Origin of the sequence: Bacillus haimaensis (assembly GCF_048270625.1) — a bacterium.
Classification (GTDB): Bacteria; Bacillota; Bacilli; order Bacillales; family Bacillaceae_I; genus Sutcliffiella_A; species Sutcliffiella_A haimaensis.
Genome location: NZ_CP158164.1, coordinates 1,306,522 through 1,325,861, shown reverse-complemented (window position 1 = coordinate 1,325,861; position 19,340 = coordinate 1,306,522). Strand labels below are relative to the sequence as shown.

The following is a 19,340-nucleotide window of genomic DNA, read 5'->3' as shown; positions in this document are numbered from 1 at the left end:
GATTCCCCAGATGAGAGACATCCCCAAAAGAACTGCAGCTAAAATCCAGTTAGATTTGTTCATCCAACTTCCCACCTTTATGAGAGATAAAAAAAGGGAGCATCGCTGCTCCCTTTTTATGATTTCAATTATTCAGCGTCGAATACTTCCACTTTTTCCATTGTGTCGCCGTTTTTCATTCCTCTTGCAGTTTCAAGACCGGAAGTCACTTTACCGAACACTGTGTGCACTCCATTCAAATGTGGCTGCGGTTCGTGAACGATGAAGAATTGGCTAGAACCAGTGTCTTTCCCCGCATGAGCCATGGAAAGGCTGCCTGCTTCGTGCTTATGTGGGTTACCGGCAGTTTCACACTTGATCGTTGTGCCGCTTCCGCCTGCACCAGTCCCGGTAGGATCTCCACCTTGGCTTACGAAGCCAGGGATGACCCTGTGAAAAGTAACACCATTATAGAATCCTTCGTTTGCCAGTTTTTCAAAGTTAGCAACTGTGTTAGGCGCTTCATTTGGGTATAATTCGAATTCGATTTTCTCGCCGTTTTGCATAAGTATGTATCCTTGTTTTTTCATTGAGAACATCTCCTTTAAAGTTGTATCAATCAGTCTATATCATACAGCATTCTTTTGGTAAAGGAAAGTGAGATGCTGCGTTTGATGGGATAATATTGGTGAAAGTGGTGAAAGCTTTGATTTTTGTGATTTATGGTATTCCCCTCCAGAACGCAAAAAAAGACCACCCCAGAACAAATCCAGAGTGATCCTTTTCCCTTATTTCAGTATCTTCGACTTAGTCTGCAATGGCAGATCCAATCTTACGAGGTCCTCAAAGGATTCCCGCTTGATGACAAGCTGTGCTTCTCCGTCCTCGACAAACACAACTGCAGGTCTTGTAATACGGTTATAGTTGTTCGCCATGGAATAGCCATATGCACCTGTACAGAATACCGCCAAGTAGTCTTCATGGTTCGCTTTTGGCAATGGAAGATCCCAGATCAGCATATCCCCTGACTCACAGCATTTCCCTGCGATTGAGACGGTCTCTTCTGGAATATCATTCACTCGATTTGCAAGTACCGCTTCATATTTTGCTTGGTAGAGCGCTGGTCGAATATTGTCGCTCATCCCTCCGTCAATCGCCAAATACTGACGAATGTTTGGAATTTCCTTTTTGGAACCGACAGAATAGATGGTTGTTCCTGCATCTCCAACTAATGAGCGGCCTGGCTCAATCCAAATTTCAGGCATTGGCATTTCCAATTCCCTTACATGGGATTGAACGTCGCCGATGATTTCTTCCACATACCGGGAAACCGGAATCGGATCGTCCTCTTCCGTATAGCGGATACCAAATCCGCCTCCTAGGTTCACCACGCGCGCTTCAAACCCGCTTTCCTCTTTCCAGTCTTTCAGCGTATCAAATAATTTCTCTGCAGCCATTTTGAAGCCTGTTGTTTCGAAGATCTGTGACCCTATGTGGCAGTGGATTCCCAATAGGTCTAGATGTGTCGCTTTTTGCCCAAGCTCCATCGCTTCTTTTGCCTGGCCGCTCTGCAAATCAAAACCGAATTTGGAATCTTCCTGACCTGTCAAAATATAATCATGTGTATGCGCCTCGATACCAGGTGTTACCCTTAAAAGGATTGGCATGGCGTAATCATTCTTTTTACAAATCTCCTGCAAAAGCTCAAGCTCAAGGAAGTTATCAACCACTACGCAGCCGATCTTTTTCTGAACAGCCATTTCAAGCTCTTCATAGCTTTTGTTATTGCCGTGGAAATGGATGCGTTCCACCGGAAATTCAGCAACAAGTGCTGTAAAAAGCTCCCCACCTGATACTACGTCAAGGGAAAGACCCTCTTCCTTTGCCAGCTGGAACATTGCGATGGATGAGAAGGCTTTACTGGCATAAGCCACCTGCGCCTTCACTCCCATGTTTTTAAAAGTGGTTTGAAAGCCTCTTGCTCTTTCTCTTATTAGAGCAACATCATACACATATAAGGGAGTGCCATACTGATGCGCAAGCTCAATCGTATCCACCCCTCCTATTTCCAGATGACCTTTATCATTTACCTGACTCGTTCCGTGAAAGTACATATTCCGTTTCTCCTCTAGCAATAGTCTATTATGTAGCAGATGTTGTACCATACCTTATTCCGTTGTAGTCCAAACAGTAAGGGATACTTGCCCTACATATTAAAAAAAACAGCTAAACAGAACTCTTTAGCTGTTTTTTATATCCTTTATCTCTTTATTTAAATAAACTCTACCACATCTATTTACCCCTATCAAGCGAATATTCTTACTACTCCATTATTCAGGCTGCCTGAAGCGGTTTTTCGGATGAACGATACTTGGTCTGACTTTCGCTCCAGGTGTAGCTCTTCTTATTAGGATCATCATTAGCGCTTTTGGGCTGAATGGTATGAACGGCCATAGATAAGGCGTATTCAATGAGCGTGTTCCAGCTAAAAATAAGACGAACAACGTGACACCGATTATCAATCCTGGTGCATGGAAGAGTGCGACAAGCGCAAGAAAAATCAAACGAACTATTTTGTTGGCCACACTTAGCTCATAGCTAGGTGTTGTGAAGGAGCCGATTGCAGCTACAGCTACATAAAGAATTACTTCTGGAACAAACAAACCGACGTCGATGGCTATTTGCCCGATCAGAACTGCCGCTATCAACCCCATTGCAGTTGATAGAGAAGTGGGAGTATGGATGGCCGCAAGCCGAAGGAACTCAATTCCTATATCTGCAAGAAAAATCTGAATGACTATTGGTATGTTCGATTGTTCATTTGGCCCGACGAAGTTGATTGCTTCCGGCAGCATATCCGGCTCCAAAATCATTAAAAACCAGAGCGGCAATAAGAATAGAGAAGCAAAGATTCCTAAAAAACGCACCCAACGGACAAATGTCCCTACAGCGGGGGACTGGCGATATTCCTCCACATGCTGTACATGGTGGAAGAAGGTTGTAGGTGTAATGATCACACTTGGAGAGGTATCCACCATAATGATTACATGCCCCTCGAGAAGATGGGTGGCAGCAACGTCGGGCCGTTCTGTGAACCGCACAAGGGGATATGGGTTATATCCTTGTTTTATCAGGAATTCCTCTACGGTTTTATCCGCCATCGTCAGTCCATCAATATTGATGCTTTTCACTTCTTTTCGAACAACATCCACTAGGTCCGGATCAGCCACATCTTTTATGTAGGAAAGGCAGATATCAGTTTTGGACCGCTCTCCAATCTGGAATATTTCGTTTCGAAGACGCTCATCACGGATTCTTCGACGGGTTAAGGCAGTATTGACGATGATGTTTTCCACATAGCCATCACGTGCTCCGCGCACCACTTTTTCGGTATCCGGCTCTTCCGGATTCCTACCCGGATAGGAACGCGTGTCAACGACAAACCCGCTATCTTCCCCTTCAAGAAGTACGACGATTAATCCACTAAGAACCTGATCCACCACTTCGTCGAGATATTCAATGTTTTCAACCTGCTGATGAACAAGGCGGTTATGGACAATTTCCTTTACTTTGCTTGATCTTCTTTCCACATCATTGAGGTGCACCAATTCCTCCAGCAATTCAATGATATAGCTTGTATCACATAATCCGTTGACATAGTAGATGTTCAGTTCTTTACCCAGAACTGTAATTTTCCTTACGCCCAGATCAAAGCTTTCATTCAGTCCGACTTTATCTTTAAAGAATTTCTCATTCGTCGTCAGTTTCGGTGAAATCGGAATTTTTTCCATTCCATTGTGAGACATCATACCCATTCCTCTCTAAAATGATTTCGACTGCTTTTCTGGTAATGGGGGCGCCGTTTTTCACATCATCTTTACGTGCCATTTTTCCAATATCGCCAATTCCTACGATGATCGGAACGTTGATTGTATCCAGGCAATAAACGGTATCTCCGTTTATTCTTCCGATATCCATCTCCTGGATTCCACTTTTATCGACACCATACGAGGATACTTGCAAATCACGATCTACGGTGACATTCACCTTCGTCCATTCTGATTGATGTGTTTTGGATGCAACCGCAATGATCCCTAATACGTCCACTTGCGGGTGGGTGGCAACATGCTTCAAGGCAATCTCCCTGCTCCTTCGCCCAAATAACCACTGTCATCAAACATCACAAAGACAGGCTCCGATTTCGCTTTTAAAATCAATTGAACAATTTCTTCCCCGCTTAATAGGGTCGGATTGCCAAATGAACTTGAAATACATCGGCCTCCATAATGCTTGGCAACATATTGAATGGTTTTTTTCGCATACACATCCCCATCCGTGACTAGAATGACCCGTTTTTTTATCATGATGAACTATCCCTTCGGCTTGAAGATTAATGCCACAAGAAATGCAAAAAGAATGGCAGCAGAGATTCCCGCTGATGTTAATTCAAATATTCCCATACCTATCCCAACCAATCCGTGTTTATCTGCTTGATGCATCGCTCCATGCAGCAAGGAGTGACCAAAGCTTGTGATAGGGACGGTGGCACCGGCTCCCGCAAAATCAATGAACTTATCATATAGTCCAAATCCATCAAGGACTGCACCGATGACCACAAAGCTGCTCATTACGTGGGCCGGAGTCAGCTTGGCAAAATCAAGTAAAAGTTGCCCAACTACACATATGAGTCCACCTACAACAAAGGCAATGAAGTATTCCATCAGCTCTTCACCCTTTCCAATACAACGCCATGTGCAATGGTCGGAATTGATTCCTTCTGCTGAATCATAGTCGGACTCAGCAGGGCTCCTGTCGCAACAACTAGTATTTTGTTATATGTTCCATTTTTCAATTCATTTAATAGATGGCCATAAGTGACTACTGCACAACAGCCACAGCCGCTTCCACCAGCAAATACCTCTTGATCTGGCCTGAAAATCATCAGTCCGCAATCCGTATGAATGGTTGAAATGTCAAAGCCCTCTTCCTTTAACATTTCTTTTAGAATGGGACTTCCTACACCGGAAAGGTCACCTGTTACAATCAAATCGTATTCATCAGGCTGAATCTGCAGGTCCTGCAAGTGTGCCTGGATGGTATCCGCTGCAGCAGGAGCCATCGCTGATCCCATGTCAAAAGGGTCCGTAACCCCAAGATCCATTACCCTTCCAATTGTTGCAGCAGTTATTTTCACTTGACTTGGTTCCTTGCTTACAAGTGCAGTTCCTGCTCCTGTTACCGTAAAAGTAGCCGAATCCGGTTTTTGCCCGCCATATTCTGTTGGATACCTAAACTGCCGCTCTGCTGTGGCATTATGACTGCTTGTAGAAGCCAACACCCTTTTGGCAAAGCCTCCATCCACAAGTGCTGATGCCATTGCCAATGTTTCCATCGAGGTTGAGCAGGCACCGAACATACACAGAAAGGGAATCTGATGGTGTCGGGCCACGTAATTCGCTGTGACATTCTGATTCAATAAGTCTCCTGCCAAGAAAAAATCGATATCCTTGTATTCAAGATTCACTTTTTCCAAGCAAGCAAGAATCGATTGCTCCATCAATCTTCGCTCCGCAAGCTCCCAATTGTCCTCTCCGCAATGAAGTTCTTTATGGGTATGGTCAAAATGAACGCCCAAAGGACCGTCCGCCTCTTTCGGACCTACGGCTGTGCCAGTTGCTGTCAGATAGACCGGATTCTGAAAAACCCATGTTTGTTTGCCGACGAATCTCACTTTTCACTCCCCCCTTATCCTGTAAAATTCATATTAAATAGATAGCGTATGAATCCAACTACATATGCAGCTACCACTCCGAACACGATGACGCTCCCTGCAAGTTTGAACATATTCGTTGCGACACCCAGTACCAACCCTTCGCTTCGGTGCTCCAAGGCTGCGCTCGCCATTGAATTGGCAAAGCCCGTGACCGGTACAGCTGAACCTGCTCCGGCAAATTGGCCGATTTTATCGTAGAGGCCAAAGCCGGTCAATAATGCGGAAAAGAGAATAAGGGTTGCGACTGTTGGATTACCTGCTTGCTTTTCCGAAAAATCGAACACATTGATATAGAAGTTCTGTACTGCCTGACCAATCAGGCAGATCAGTCCCCCAACGAGAAATGCTTTGATGCAATTCAACAAATATGGAGGCTTGGGCTGATACTTTTTTATATTCTGCTTATAGTTATCTTTTATCTTTTCACTCATTCCTGCTTCTCCTTTCATAAGTCCACAAAAACCAGCCAATGATAAAGCGACCCGAGTATTTTACCAAATACGATGGCCATTAACAGGATCGCCATCTGCCCATCCACCCCGATCCGTTTTGCAAGGATCGGCAGTACATTGAGCACTTCCGTCAAGGCCGCGGCAAGCAGCCCCACAAATACTCCACAGAAAATTCCGATTGGAACAGCAATAATGGACGGGAGATGAAACGTCACATGATTCAGGCTGATCCAACTGCCGAACAGGGCTCCACCGATGACACCCCATTCATAGCTGAAAACGAATCTGGTCGTTTTGGTCAGCTGCGTCAATCGCGGAATGATACCGAGAACAGCAAGAAATGCCACAAATCCTGAGCCAACCGCCAGACCCCCTGCCAGTCCCAGAAAGACGACAAAGATGATACTAATGGTCATCAGTCTGTTTGGAGCTTTCTTTATTTTCATGCATGATGACATACATATCGAGATCCTGCTGATAGTTAAACATTTCCACTTCAAGCGGGCTCGGTTCCTCGTTAATGCGCTTTCTGAACACGTGGTTAAAGAACAAGATCATCCCAAGCCCCAATCCGATGGAATATGGAATTTGCAGAAGTAGCGGTTTTTCGTCATCCAATCCCGTAATGGTCTTGAAAATTTTCTGGTGGACAATGCGCATACTTACATCTTCATGAAAATTCATGATGGCAAGTGCTGCTCCCAGAAATAGAAGAAGCCACACTGCTGCAAAAAACATCGGCCTGAACCGCTTCGTCTTATAGATTATTTCTACAATCGTCTGGGCTGGTCCTACAGTTTGCACGTCCAGCTCAAGGTCAGCTTTTCGCAATTCCTTCAATACTCGCATAATATCAAGGACCACAATGGACTTATCGCTTCTGTTCACTTGGTGGATGGCAATTCCACTGACCTGCCTCATCACCTCTTCATCCCCGACCAGCTGACCTACATCCCCGATTGTGATGGTCTGGTTTGGACGAGCTTGAATACGATGGCGCATGCGAATATACAAGATTTTATCCATCTCCGAACACATCCTGCCAAAACATTATTGTTTGTATATGTAGTATGGATTAGTGGGAGATTTACCATGCAAAGGAAAAAATAATGGGGAGAATTACCACAAGGAGAGGCAAGTATATGGTTCTTGCTTTACATTTGCGACCGTGGTCTTAAAAAAGCTCTTTGTGACCACGAAAGTTCATGAATAGGGAAATCGTGGTTTCAAAACCTCTCTTTGTGTCCACGATAGTTCGAAAACATGAGAATCGCGGTCTCAAAACCTTTCTTTGTGACCACGATAGTTCGAAAACAAGAGAATCGTGGTTTCAAAGTGTGAAAACAGCCAAAACAAAAAACCGTACGGATAATTTTACTCATCCATACGGTCTTTCATCTGTACCAATATTTTCTTCTCAAGCCTGGAAACCTGCACCTGGGAAATACCAAGCCGCTGGGCGACCTCTGTCTGTGTCTGATCCTTATAATAGCGCAGGTAGACGATCAGCTTTTCCCGCTCATCCAGCTCTTCTATTGCTTCCTTCAAGGCAATCTTATCAAACCATCTATTTTCTGAATGGTCTGCAATCTGATCGAGCAGGGTGATTGGATCCCCATCATTTTCATACACGGTTTCATGGATGGATGACGGTGCTCTTGCTGCCTCTTGCGCCAGTACCACTTCCTCAGCCGTTATCTCGAGGAATTCTGCGATCTCGTTGATCGTAGGTACGCGACCGTAGCGCTTCGATAATTCATCTTTCGCTTTTCTTATTTTATTGGCGACCTCTTTTAGGGAACGGCTTACTTTCACACTCCCGTCGTCGCGTATGAAGCGTTGAATTTCTCCAATAATCATTGGTACCGCATAGGTGGAGAACTTCACGTCGTAAGAAAGGTCAAACTTATCCACTGACTTCAACAATCCGATGCACCCAATTTGAAAAAGGTCATCCGGCTCGTATCCTCTATTCATAAAACGCTGAACCACCGACCAGACAAGCCGCATGTTTTTGGAGACAATCAGATCTCTTGCCTCCTGTTCACCATCTTGGCTTTTCTTGATCAATTCTTTCACTTCATGATCTTTTAAGTAAGTTTGCGTTTCTTTTTTGACCTCCACATCCATAGGCTTAGCTCCTTAATTGCAAAGCGCTTTGCTCTTAGCTAGATATTTGGTCATACGGATTGAGGTGCCTTCATTAGTTGAGTGAATATCTACATTATCCATAAAGTTTTCCATAATGGTAAAACCCATACCAGAACGCTCGAGCTCAGGCTTAGTAGTATATAGCGGCTGTCTAGCTTCCTCCACATCTTCAATTCCCATACCTTTATCTTTGATGGTGATGTGAACGGCACCATCTTCCAGTTCTACTGAAATATATACCGTGGCAGTGGGATCATTGTCATATCCATGAATAATGGCGTTTGTTACAGCTTCTGATACTACCGTCTTGATTTCAGTCAGCTCATCCATTGTCGGATCAAGCTGCATGATGAATGCAGCTACAGTTACCCGCGCAAAAGATTCATTTTGACTGAGTGCAGAAAATTCAAGGTGCATCTGATTTCTCATTATGCCACCCCCAATTTCTGAAGTGCATTTTCTTCGCTTTCTTCAAGGCGAATAATTTTAAACAAGCCAGACATTTCAAACAGTCGCTTTACTGGCGGCGAGATGGAGCAGACCACCATTTCTCCGCCATTGCTCTTTATTTGCTTATATCTGCCTAAAATGACACCCAACCCTGAGCTATCCATGAATGATAACTGCTCCAAATTCAAGATAATATGAGAAATATTGTGCTTCTCGATGATACTTGAAGCTTGTTCACGCAAATTCTCAGCAGTATGGTGATCTAATTCGCCAGCTAATCGTATACAAAGGACATTTTGTTTTACTTCCAAATCAACGGTAAGACTCACTGTACTTTCCTCCTTGTGGAATCATCGTTCAGTGAGTCAATTTCGATTTTTCTATAACAAAATCCTGCTTAAGGACAAAACTAGTGCTATTTCGCTAAAGAGTGTGTAAAACCGTCACAAATCTCATCAGTTAGATTTTGTAAAATGACCCATTGAACGCTTAAACAGCTGCCACCAACTAGCTTCAAGACTATCTGAACCAGCAACCAGGTCACTCTCCGATAAAACCTTATCCCCTTTTTTCAAGACGATGGTCCCGACCTTATCCCCTTTCTTAATAGGAGCCTGAAGCTTCATGTCAACTTTGATTTCCTTGACCACATCATCCACGTTTTCCCCTTTTTTGGTGAGGACGGAGATCGGTTCGCTTGTTACAGCTTCCAGCTCCTTATCGGACCCTTTGCTGACTTTCACTTTGGCTACTTCAACATTGCGTTCGAACATCGGATGCGTCTTATAATGACTGAACGCAAAATCAAGCATGTTTGTAATCTGCGCATTACGTTCCTTTGGAGTTGGTGCTCCGAACACTACAGCAATGACACGCATATTATCTTTCTTAGCAGTTGCAGTTAAGCAATACTTAGCTTCTTGAGTAAAGCCTGTTTTGACCCCATCGACACCGGGGTAAAATCTAACAAGCTTATTCGTATTGACTAGCCAGAATTTCTTTTCCGTATTTTGACGAAGGTAATCTTCGTATTGACCTGTGTATTTGGTAATAGCTTCGTACTTCAACAGTTCTTTCGCCATGACTGCCATATCAGAGGCAGTACTATAATGATTCTTTGCTGGAAGGCCTGTCGGATTCTGAAACAGGGTATTTTCAAGCCCCAGTTCTTTCGCTTTGTTGTTCATCTTTTCAACAAAAGCCTGTTCTGACCCGGCAATTCGCTCAGCCATCGCAACAGAAGCATCGTTTCCGGATGCTATGGCAATACCACGCAGCATTTCATCTGTCGTCATTTCTTCACCAGGCTCCAGGAAAATCTGGGACCCGCCCATGGAGGCAGCATGTTCACTTGTGCGGATCTTTTCATCCCAAGTCAGTTTGCCTTCATCCAACGCTTCCATAATTAGCAGCATCGTCATAATCTTGGTCATACTTGCAGGCGGTAATTTCTCATGTCCGTTTTTCTCATAAAGAACCTGTCCTGTATCACGCTCAATTAATATTGCAGATTTCGCATTTTCAGTAAGTTGAACACTTTTTTCCTCCGCCTGTGCCAATGGGCTGAATGCGGAAAAAGCAAAAGCAATGGCAATTATGGCACTTCCAAACTTTTTCATCCTAATACCTCCATTCTTTTTCCATACTTCACATTTTTTCCATAAAGATACGTTTTATACTAAGATTTGGTAAGGGAGTGGAATTATTTTTGGGGCTCGCGCTTTTATCTGGCGGCATTTTGAAAAGTCTCAGTTTAACACCGCTGTTGATTTCCGCACTAGGCTTCGCTTTCCGCGGGGCGCTTGTGGAGCCTCCTCGGCTTTGCCTGCGGGGTCTCCACTAACCGCTACCTCCCGCAGGACAAGGAAAGCTTCGGAAGCGATTCATCGCACGCAGAAAATGCTCGCATTTTCAAGGAGTCTTCGCCTATTGCTCCAATCAACAGCTAGAGACCTTGAACATCAACGATTCTTTTAGACAACCTTCAAAAAGAGAATATGTAAAAAGAAACAAAATAAATGGATATTTATGTTAATCTATACTTAATGTAAATGTTCGGGTTAAAAGTTAAATGAGGGCGGTAAAATTATTGTGAAGGAAAGCTTCAGATTTCCCATCATATTTTTCGTAATATCAACTGGATGGCAACTAATAGCCAACAGCGAGATTCGTTGGGGACAAAACATAACTATTTGTTTAATCATGTTCTTCATTATTTTGTTTTATAATTGGTCGAAAATACCATATAAGTGGAAATCATAAAAAAAAGCCCCCATTTAAAACGGGAGCTGTCTCAATAAAATTATTCAGAGATTGTATCATACACAAGCGGTGGCACAGTAACGTCACCAGACACCACTTTAATGCTTTCATACAGCTTTTCTTTTACTTTTGCAACGTCTTCCTGGTTGCTGTGGATGGTTGCAAGTGATTCGCCCGCTTCCACCTTGTCACCGATTTTCTTGCGAAGAACGATACCAACAGCCAAGTCGATTTCAGATTCCTTTGTTGCACGGCCAGCCCCTAGTAGCATTGCTGCAGTACCAACGGAATCAGCCACTATTTCAGAAACTACGCCAGCTTCCTTCGCTTCCAATTCAACCACATACTTAGCCTGTGGCATTTTTTCAGGATTGTCAACAACAGAGGAGTCTCCGCCTTGCGCTTCCAGGAATGTTTTCAACGTTTCGATTGCAGCACCGGAACGGATTACTTCTTCAAGCATGCCACGTGCTTCTTCCAATGTCGCAGCCTTCTCTGCTAAAAGTACCATGTAGCTTCCAAGGACCAAGCAAAGCTCTTCAAGATCTTTCGGTCCTTTTCCGCGAAGCGTATCGATCGCTTCTTTGATTTCCAATGCGTTACCGATAGCATAGCCAAGTGGCTGGCTCATGTCAGAGATAACAGCCATTGTTCTGCGACCTACGTTGTTCCCGATGTCAACCATTGCTTTTGCAAGCTTTTTCGCTTCGTCCAAATCCTTCATGAATGCGCCAGCACCAGTTTTTACATCAAGTACGATTGCGTCTGCTCCAGCTGCGATCTTCTTACTCATGATGGAGCTTGCGATCAATGGAATGCTGTTAACTGTAGCTGTTACATCACGAAGTGCGTAAAGCTTTTTGTCGGCAGGAGTCAGGTTTCCGCTCTGGCCGATAACAGCGACTTTGTTCTTGTTCACGTAATCAATGAATTCCTGGTTGTCGATTTCAACGTGGAAACCAGGTACCGCTTCAAGCTTATCGATTGTACCGCCTGTGTGCCCTAGACCGCGTCCAGACATTTTCGCAACAGGTACTCCTACTGCCGCAACAAGTGGAGCCAATACTAAAGTAGTTGTATCGCCAACTCCTCCTGTACTGTGCTTGTCAACCTTGATTCCTTCGATTGCAGAAAGGTCGATCGTGTCACCAGAGTGAACCATAGCCATTGTAAGGTCAGCACGTTCCTGATCGCTCATTCCCTTGAAATAAGTAGCCATTGCAAATGCACTCATTTGATAGTCAGGGATGGAACCGTCCGTGAAGCCTGTTACGACGAATTGGATTTCTTCTGTAGTTAGTTCTTTTCCGTCACGTTTCTTCTCTATAACATCTACCATTCTCATGTCAAAAACACCTCTATTTTAGAATTACATACCTTTGATGATTGTTTTTACGAATTGCAGGAAGTTGGCTTTAACCATCTCCGTTGTTTCCATTACTTCATCATGTGTTAATGGCTGGTCAAGAATTCCTGCTGCCATATTAGAGATGCAAGAGATACCAAGCACTTTCATACCGCTGTGACGAGCAATGATCACTTCCGGCACAGTTGACATTCCAACAGCGTCCCCGCCTAATGTGCGAAGCATTCTAACTTCTGCTGGAGTTTCATAGGAAGGTCCTGTGTTTCCTACGTATACCCCTTCTTGTACCTTTAGACCGATTTGTGTTGCTACATCCTTTGCAAGCTTACGTAATTCCTTGCAATACGGCTCGGACATATCCGGGAAACGGGCTCCAAGTTCATTGTCGTTCGGTCCGATCAACGGGTTTGTGCCCATGTTGTTGATATGGTCCGTCAGAAGCATCAAATCACCAGCTTCAAAGCTTTCATTCACTCCACCTGCAGCGTTTGTTACGATCAACTTTTCAACACCCAAATACTTCATGACACGAACAGGGAATGTCACTTTGTCCATGGAATAGCCTTCATAGAAATGGAAGCGACCTTGCATCGCGATTACCATTTTTCCTTCAAGCTCTCCGATCACCAATTGGCCTGCATGCCCTTCTACAGTGGATACAGGGAATTCTGGAATTTCTCCGTAAGGAATGATGATTGGATTTTGGATTTCCTCCGCAAGTACACCTAATCCTGATCCCAAAATAAGTCCGATTTTCGGTTGGTTCTTGATTTTTGCTGTAATATAATCAGCAGATTGTTTGATTGCAGCTACGTTCATGAAAGATTCCCCCTAGTTTAAGTCTGTTAAGAAGCTTTTTCCGTGCTTCGGCATTTTTGTATTAAAGTTATCCGCAACTGTTGCACCTATATCTGCAAATGTCTTACGGATCTCCAATTCTTTTCCTTCTTCTTTTCGAGGCGTGTACGCCAATAAAGGTACATATTCACGTGTATGGTCGGTACCAGGGAAGGTCGGATCATTTCCGTGGTCGGCTGTAATGATTAATAGGTCATCCTCACGAAGGTTGGACAGCACTTCAGGAAGTCTTGCATCGAACTCTTCCAAAGCTTTTCCGTAGCCTTCCGGATCTCTTCTATGACCGTAAACTGCGTCAAAGTCAACAAGATTCAAGAAGCTGAGTCCTGTGAAGTTCATTTCAACAGTATCCATAAGCTTATCCATACCATCCATATTGGAAACGGTACGAAGGGATTTTGTTACACCCTCGCCGTCGAAGATGTCAGAGATCTTCCCGATGGAAATCACATCAAATCCGCTGTCCTTCAACTCATTCATGACAGTGCGTTCGAATGGCTTTAATGCATAATCATGACGGTTGGAGGTACGCTTGAAGTTACCTGGTTCTCCTTCGAACGGACGGGCAATGACTCTACCAACCATATATTTTTCATCCAATGTCAATTCGCGGGCAATTTTACAGATGTCATACAGCTCCTCTATCGGAACGACACCTTCATGTGCAGCGATTTGCAGAACTGAATCAGCAGAAGTGTAGACAATCAGTGCACCTGTATCCATGTGCTCTTTTCCTAATTGATCAAGGATTTCCGTTCCTGACGCCGGGATGTTTCCAATCACTTTTCTGCCTGTCTTCTCTTCAAGCTCCTGAATCAGCTCGTCAGGAAATCCTTCCGGAAACACCTGGAATGGTGTATCGATGCGAAGACCCATGATTTCCCAGTGACCAGTCATTGTATCCTTCCCGCTTGATGCCTCTTCCATTTTTGTATAGAAAGCAAGCGGCTTGGATGCCTTTTCAACACCTTGCACTTGTTCGATATTGCTTAGGCCAAGCTTCGCCATGTTTGGCATGTCCAGCCCATTCATACGCTCTGCGATATGTCCCAATGTATCTGCACCCTTGTCACCGAACTTCTCTGCATCAGGCGCTTCCCCGATTCCAACAGAGTCCATCACAACAAGGAACACTCTTTTATATGTATAAGAACTCATTTGATAACCTCCTATAAAAGCTATTCTACATTCATGTTTTTTTGTCCTAGGTATTTTCCCCTCTTTTTAAGAGGATAACCATAAGAAATACTAACTTTATTTGTCAGAAGTCTGACCTCTTTCCTCAGTATAAACAAGCGCTTTCAGTCTTGCAATCAAAAAATAAAAAAAAGACTGTTCTGACAACCAGCCTTTATGCTCTTGGATGAAACATGCTGTAGACATCCTTCATACGAGTCTTTGTAACGTGTGTATAAATCTGTGTTGTGGAAATATCCGCATGACCGAGCATCTCCTGGACAGCCCTGAGATCTGCCCCATTTTCTAAGAGGTGTGTTGCAAAAGAGTGCCTCAATGTATGAGGGGTAAGATCCTTTTCAATTCCCGCCTCTTTGGAGAGCTTTTTGAGGATTTTCCAGTATCCTTGTCTGGTCAACCTGTTTCCATGATGATTCAAAAACAAAGCTTCGGTGCTCTTTTTCTTTTTTAGTCGGCTTCTACTTTCTTCTATATAAGTATGAACCGCCTGTTGTGCCAATTTTCCAAGGGGAATGATTCTCTCTTTGTTCCCTTTTCCTATACATCGGACAAACCCCATAGTTAGATGGACATCACTTAGATTAAGGGAAATCAGCTCCGACACACGCATACCTGTTGCATACAACAGCTCAAGCATCGCTTTATCCCTGATCCCGATCTCCTTATTGGTATCCGGTGAATCCAACAGGGCCTGCACCTCATCCACCGATAAGACTTGAGGTAGCTTTTGCTCCTTCTTGGGACGGTCGATATGTACAGTCGGATCCTGGGTCGTCACTTTTTCCCGAAGCAAAAATTGGTGAAAAGAGCGTATAGATGCTATATGCCTCGATATGGTTTTTGATGACTTTCCTTTTTCATGAAGGAACTTTAAGAACTGGACAATGGTTGCCCTCGTTACATGATCGAGTGAAGCGATCTCCTCCACCTTGCTGATATATAAAATATATGCTTTCAAGTCACGTTCATAGGACACAATCGTATTATCTGCCAAACCTTTCTCCACTACCAAATAATGCATAAAATCCTTTAAATTCTCCTGCACTCCACTCTACTCCCCGTAATGATAGAAAAACAGTAAACGCTGTATCCAGCTTTCATCCTTCTCCTCTATCATTTTTGTCACTTTCACCGCTGCCCCCTCCGGCTCATCATAACGGTGGTAATTCTGATATTCCTGATTGACCCACATGATGCCATAGTAAAATAGCACGGTGCAGCCGGTAAATAAAATAAATACTTTAAATGTATTATAGCATGTTTCCATAATATTCTTCATGTATAACGAACCTCCAACCTGCAAATTTTCCGAATAACTTGTCTTATTAGAAGGTATGACAATTTATCGTGGTTTTATACATGGTTAGTGTAGATTGTAAATTTAATTTGCACATTAAACACCGCTGTTGATTTCCGCACTAGGCGCAGCGACCCAAGGGGCGTTGGTGGAGCCTCCTCGGCTGTGCCTGTGGGGTCTCCACGAAACGCCGCTGCCCGCAGGACAAGGAAAGCTGCGACAGCGATACATCGCACGAAGAAAATGCTCGCATTTTCGAGGAGTCTTTGCCTATTGCTCCAATCAACAGCTAGACACCTTAAAACTTATTACTATACGGTTTTATACATATCAATTTCCTAAAAATAAAAAAATGTCCCAGAGCACTTTGCTCGTTGGGACATTTTCATTATGTATTCTAGTTTTCTTCTTCCGGATTTTCGGGATCCTGGCAGCGGTGGCAGATTCCGTGGAATGTCAGGCGATGATCTTTGATCTTGAATTTCCAATCACGCTCCACGATTGCTTCCACATCTTCCAGCAGGTCATCCTGGATCTCATCCACTGCGCCACACTCTATACAAACCAAATGGTGATGGAAATGCTTTGCGCCCTCTTGTCTTAAGTCATAACGGGACACACCATCGCCAAAATTTATTTTATCCACTATTTTCAATTCTGTAAGCAGTTCTAAAGTTCGATAAACGGTAGCAAGTCCAATTTCAGGGGACTTTTCTTTTACGAGGAGGTATACATCTTCCGCACTTAAATGATCCTCTTCATGCTCCAATAAAACACGGACAGTTGATTCCCGTTGAGGAGTAAGCTTGTAGCTCGCGGAATGTAGCTGCGTTTTAATCCGTTCAATTCTGTCTTCCATAACTTGTTCCCTCCCTCGCTATACCATTTTATTTTATCGAATAGGGAGAGAACTGTCAAAGAAAATATAATTATTACAAATAAGCCATAATAGTCATTTTTAAATAATAATTATTTCAACATGGTGATAACCGATTTCATAAATACCGGGGATGCCACTGCTTCTATCAGCGATGCCGGGATAAGTAATAGGCAGATGCAGCCCATCGCCAGGCTGTACCTTAAGAACTGCTGAAAGAACGGCTCCTGAATTCTCTTTACGAACTGTTGGCGAATCATTTTTAACGAAAATGCCACTGACAAAGTGCCAATGATGATGTAAGCCGGTATGGCAATCATGTTCTGAGGCAGGATCGAGACGAAGGAAAGCAAAAAGCCCTCCCAGCTTAATTGGTTGACCAGAAAGCCAACCGTAAAACCGACAACTACCCCTTTTAAAAACAGTAATACCAAAATGACCGGTAACCCGATGATGGAAATGCCGAGCACCCACATGAGGAGCACATATTTCACATTATGAAAATAGCTCTGAAAGAATATATCCTTCGCATTCGCATACTGACCATCCGCCACTTGGCCGAAAAAACGGTTCAAGTAGATTAGCAGATCCTGCTTCTGCGTAAAGTTCATGCTGTTGACGACAATGGCACCGAATATCACTCCCATAAAAAAAAGCACGACAATGAACAAGTATAAAGAGGAGTGTTCTCTTAAATGCCCTAGTAAAATGGAAAAGCGCGACTGTTTTTTCATCCTAGTTCCTCCTATCACTCTCTTACTAGATTGTATGAGAGAGGACAGGAAGTATGACAGGGAGGAGGAAAACTTTTAGCGATTTTGACATCCACTTCTTCCCTGGGACAGCAAAAAAGTCGGCTTACATTTTTCGCCGACCTCACAATTTTATCTACTTCACTCTTCCAAACTTGCCCCCGCCACCGCTATGAAAGGCCAGTTCCCCTCTTCTCGCCTTTACAATCAGTTGAGCGACCTTTTCTCCGATCACTGAAGCAAGCTGTTCAAATGTGGCCTCGTGCAAAATCTTCATTTCTGTTCCAAACACCTCTCGCAGCTTCAACAACGTTTTCGGACCGAGCCCGGGTATGAAATCCAACGGGACCTGGTGGATATACGGAGGTCTTTTCCTGGAAGATTCCGCTTGATCACGAATCTCTTCTATTCGCACTGAAACGCCTTTTGTCAACCGTGCATGTCCGCAGCCCGGACAACCATCTAACACTGCACCCACACCATCCACGACCTGCAAACATTCAACACAAGCGGTCCGATAGTATTTTCCAAGATGCGGATCGAGCCCGTAATTGGCTGTAATACCTCTACCATCCCTCTCGTGCAGAGCATGCCTCAGATCTTCAAACGACGGTTCCATCAGTTTGATCTTCTGGTATTCCCGAGCGATTTTCCCGACCGAATGGGCATCCGAATTGGAGACAAACGAATAACGGTCAAGTTCGGACAAAGCGCTTGCCATAGCGGTATTCGCACTCAATCCAAGCTCCACCGCATCGATCAGTTCAGGATCAAACACTTCTGTCAAGCTTCGGACAACACCTTTCCCATAGAGGCTCTTAAAGGGGGTAAACACATGCGCAGGAATGAATAATCCATTAAGTTCACGCACTTTTTCCTGAATCACCACTGCATTTTCATATACACGTTGTGTGGATAGCGTGATATTTTTCAAGCGTTCATTAAGCCAGCGCGAAAACTCGATCATGGTGTAACGTGTTGGGAAATAACATAAAACATGAATAAGTCCCTGGCAGTTTTCATCATGGACTTCCAACTCTGTACCGAGAATCAGCGTTGTTTCTCCAAACTGTATCCCACCATCAGGTTTTTCATGTGCCACTCCATCCTTCATCCAATTCCCTATCTGTACCAGCACTTCAGGGACGTGGCAGTCAATGACCCCTATCATATCCAGTCCTTTACGACTCTGTGCCTCTTCGATCACCGCTTCGATGGTCATTTTCCTCGAAGCGGTAATTTTAACGGGTTTGCCACTTAAGGTGGAGCCCAAATGAATATGTAAATCTGCAAAATACTCCTGCATGGAACCCTCCTACTTTCGCATCATGGCTTGCAGTTGTAGATACTGAACGGCAAAGGCTGTTTTGGCATCGTAAATTTCCTGGTTTTGTACCATCAGCTGAGCTTCCTCCAAGGTAACCTCTAGTAAATCAACAAACTCATCCTCATCCAAGTGATGCTCTTCGGTATCCTTCCTCAAACCGTTGGCTATAAAAAGATGCACTAGTTCATTTGCAAAACCGGGTGATGTATAAAAGGAGATGAGCGGTGTCAGAGAATCACATGTATAGCCTGTTTCCTCCTCAAGCTCACGTTTCGCTGTCGTGATCGGTTCCTCCCCTTTTTCAAGCTTGCCTGCCGGTATTTCCACTAACACCTTTTCCATTGCTTTGCGGAACTGACGTACCATTACAATTTTATCTTCCTCTGTAATGGCGATGACAGCTACTGCCCCGGATGCTTGATAATCTCACGGCTGCTCGTATTTCCATTCGGCAAACGCACCTCTTCCAGATACAAATCAATGATTCTTCCTGAAAATAATTTGTCTTTTTTTATCGTCGTTTCCTTTAAATGATCCACTCTAAACCGCTCCTTGTTCTGATTGTCATTATTTATTCATACATTCTACCATACAACGAT

General features: G+C 43.9%; 20 protein-coding genes and 2 pseudogenes. All 22 read right to left on the bottom strand.

Features of this window, described 5'->3' with window-relative positions; translation table 11 throughout:
* Positions 1–128 precede the first annotated feature (128 nt).
* The 22 genes and pseudogenes from ABN702_RS06685 to ABN702_RS06580 all read right to left on the bottom strand — a co-directional run bounded on the left by ABN702_RS06685 (position 129) and on the right by ABN702_RS06580 (position 19,280).
* Positions 129–569 carry a peptidylprolyl isomerase gene (locus ABN702_RS06685; protein ID WP_204418057.1) on the bottom strand — a complete coding sequence of 147 codons (441 nt, stop codon included), beginning with the start codon at positions 567–569 and terminating at the stop codon, positions 129–131.
* 198 nt (positions 570–767) lie between these two features.
* Complete coding sequence (gene lysA, locus ABN702_RS06680; protein WP_417899951.1) at positions 768–2,093, bottom strand: diaminopimelate decarboxylase; 1,326 nt, start codon at positions 2,091–2,093, stop codon at positions 768–770.
* Between the two features lie 216 nt (positions 2,094–2,309).
* The gene (locus ABN702_RS06675) at positions 2,310–3,785 is read right to left on the bottom strand and encodes a spore germination protein (protein ID WP_417900845.1); all 1,476 of its coding nucleotides are present in this window, start codon (positions 3,783–3,785) and stop codon (positions 2,310–2,312) included.
* Positions 3,730–4,343: pseudogene (locus tag ABN702_RS06670) on the bottom strand (stage V sporulation protein AE). The gene ABN702_RS06675 and the pseudogene ABN702_RS06670 overlap by 56 nt, the downstream one beginning before the upstream one ends.
* Positions 4,344–4,349: 6 nt before the next feature.
* Positions 4,350–4,700 carry a stage V sporulation protein AE gene (gene spoVAE, locus ABN702_RS06665; RefSeq protein WP_417899950.1) on the bottom strand — a complete coding sequence of 117 codons (351 nt, stop codon included), beginning with the start codon at positions 4,698–4,700 and terminating at the stop codon, positions 4,350–4,352.
* On the bottom strand, positions 4,700–5,710 hold the full coding sequence (gene spoVAD / locus ABN702_RS06660) for a stage V sporulation protein AD (RefSeq protein WP_417899949.1): 1,011 nt from the start codon (positions 5,708–5,710) through the stop codon (positions 4,700–4,702). The genes spoVAE and spoVAD overlap by 1 nt, the downstream gene beginning before the upstream one ends.
* Before the next feature lie 14 nt (positions 5,711–5,724).
* On the bottom strand, positions 5,725–6,183 hold the full coding sequence (gene spoVAC, locus ABN702_RS06655) for a stage V sporulation protein AC (protein ID WP_417899948.1): 459 nt from the start codon (positions 6,181–6,183) through the stop codon (positions 5,725–5,727).
* Between the two features lie 14 nt (positions 6,184–6,197).
* Positions 6,198–6,620, bottom strand: a complete 423-nt coding sequence (locus tag ABN702_RS06650; RefSeq protein ID WP_417900844.1) for a stage V sporulation protein AB — start codon at positions 6,618–6,620, stop codon at positions 6,198–6,200.
* Positions 6,610–7,230, bottom strand: a complete 621-nt coding sequence (locus ABN702_RS06645; RefSeq protein WP_417899947.1) for a stage V sporulation protein AA — start codon at positions 7,228–7,230, stop codon at positions 6,610–6,612. Before ABN702_RS06645 ends, ABN702_RS06650 begins: the two co-directional genes overlap by 11 nt.
* A 348-nt stretch (positions 7,231–7,578) precedes the next feature.
* Positions 7,579–8,334 carry an RNA polymerase sporulation sigma factor SigF gene (sigF, locus tag ABN702_RS06640; protein ID WP_417899946.1) on the bottom strand — a complete coding sequence of 252 codons (756 nt, stop codon included), beginning with the start codon at positions 8,332–8,334 and terminating at the stop codon, positions 7,579–7,581.
* 12 nt (positions 8,335–8,346) lie between these two features.
* Positions 8,347–8,784 (bottom strand): anti-sigma F factor, encoded by a 438-nt coding sequence (gene spoIIAB, locus ABN702_RS06635; RefSeq protein WP_417899945.1) that lies wholly within the window; start codon positions 8,782–8,784, stop codon positions 8,347–8,349.
* Positions 8,784–9,134, bottom strand: a complete 351-nt coding sequence (gene spoIIAA, locus ABN702_RS06630; protein WP_417899944.1) for an anti-sigma F factor antagonist — start codon at positions 9,132–9,134, stop codon at positions 8,784–8,786. Before spoIIAA ends, spoIIAB begins: the two co-directional genes overlap by 1 nt.
* Before the next feature lie 126 nt (positions 9,135–9,260).
* Positions 9,261–10,424 (bottom strand): D-alanyl-D-alanine carboxypeptidase family protein, encoded by a 1,164-nt coding sequence (locus ABN702_RS06625; RefSeq protein ID WP_417899943.1) that lies wholly within the window; start codon positions 10,422–10,424, stop codon positions 9,261–9,263.
* 683 nt (positions 10,425–11,107) lie between these two features.
* A complete protein-coding gene (locus ABN702_RS06620) occupies positions 11,108–12,412 on the bottom strand; it encodes a pyrimidine-nucleoside phosphorylase (RefSeq protein WP_417899942.1) in 1,305 nt (434 codons plus the stop codon).
* 24 nt (positions 12,413–12,436) lie between these two features.
* On the bottom strand, positions 12,437–13,252 hold the full coding sequence (locus ABN702_RS06615) for a purine-nucleoside phosphorylase (protein WP_417899941.1): 816 nt from the start codon (positions 13,250–13,252) through the stop codon (positions 12,437–12,439).
* A gap of 12 nt (positions 13,253–13,264) precedes the next feature.
* Positions 13,265–14,449: a phosphopentomutase gene (deoB, locus tag ABN702_RS06610; RefSeq protein ID WP_417899940.1), complete on the bottom strand. Its 1,185-nt coding sequence runs from the start codon at positions 14,447–14,449 to the stop codon at positions 13,265–13,267.
* A 193-nt stretch (positions 14,450–14,642) separates the two neighbouring features.
* A complete protein-coding gene (xerD, locus tag ABN702_RS06605; RefSeq protein WP_417899939.1) occupies positions 14,643–15,533 on the bottom strand; it encodes a site-specific tyrosine recombinase XerD in 891 nt (296 codons plus the stop codon).
* A gap of 6 nt (positions 15,534–15,539) precedes the next feature.
* A complete protein-coding gene (locus ABN702_RS06600) occupies positions 15,540–15,767 on the bottom strand; it encodes a YqzK family protein (protein ID WP_204418043.1) in 228 nt (75 codons plus the stop codon).
* Between the two features lie 415 nt (positions 15,768–16,182).
* A complete protein-coding gene (locus ABN702_RS06595; protein WP_417899938.1) occupies positions 16,183–16,644 on the bottom strand; it encodes a Fur family transcriptional regulator in 462 nt (153 codons plus the stop codon).
* A gap of 110 nt (positions 16,645–16,754) precedes the next feature.
* Positions 16,755–17,396: a stage II sporulation protein M gene (gene spoIIM / locus ABN702_RS06590; RefSeq protein WP_417899937.1), complete on the bottom strand. Its 642-nt coding sequence runs from the start codon at positions 17,394–17,396 to the stop codon at positions 16,755–16,757.
* A gap of 154 nt (positions 17,397–17,550) precedes the next feature.
* Entirely contained in the window at positions 17,551–18,720 is a 1,170-nt protein-coding gene (locus ABN702_RS06585) for an endonuclease Q family protein (protein WP_417899936.1), read from the bottom strand.
* Positions 18,721–18,729: 9 nt separating this feature from the next.
* A pseudogene (locus tag ABN702_RS06580) lies at positions 18,730–19,280 on the bottom strand (NUDIX hydrolase).
* Positions 19,281–19,340 lie beyond the last annotated feature (60 nt).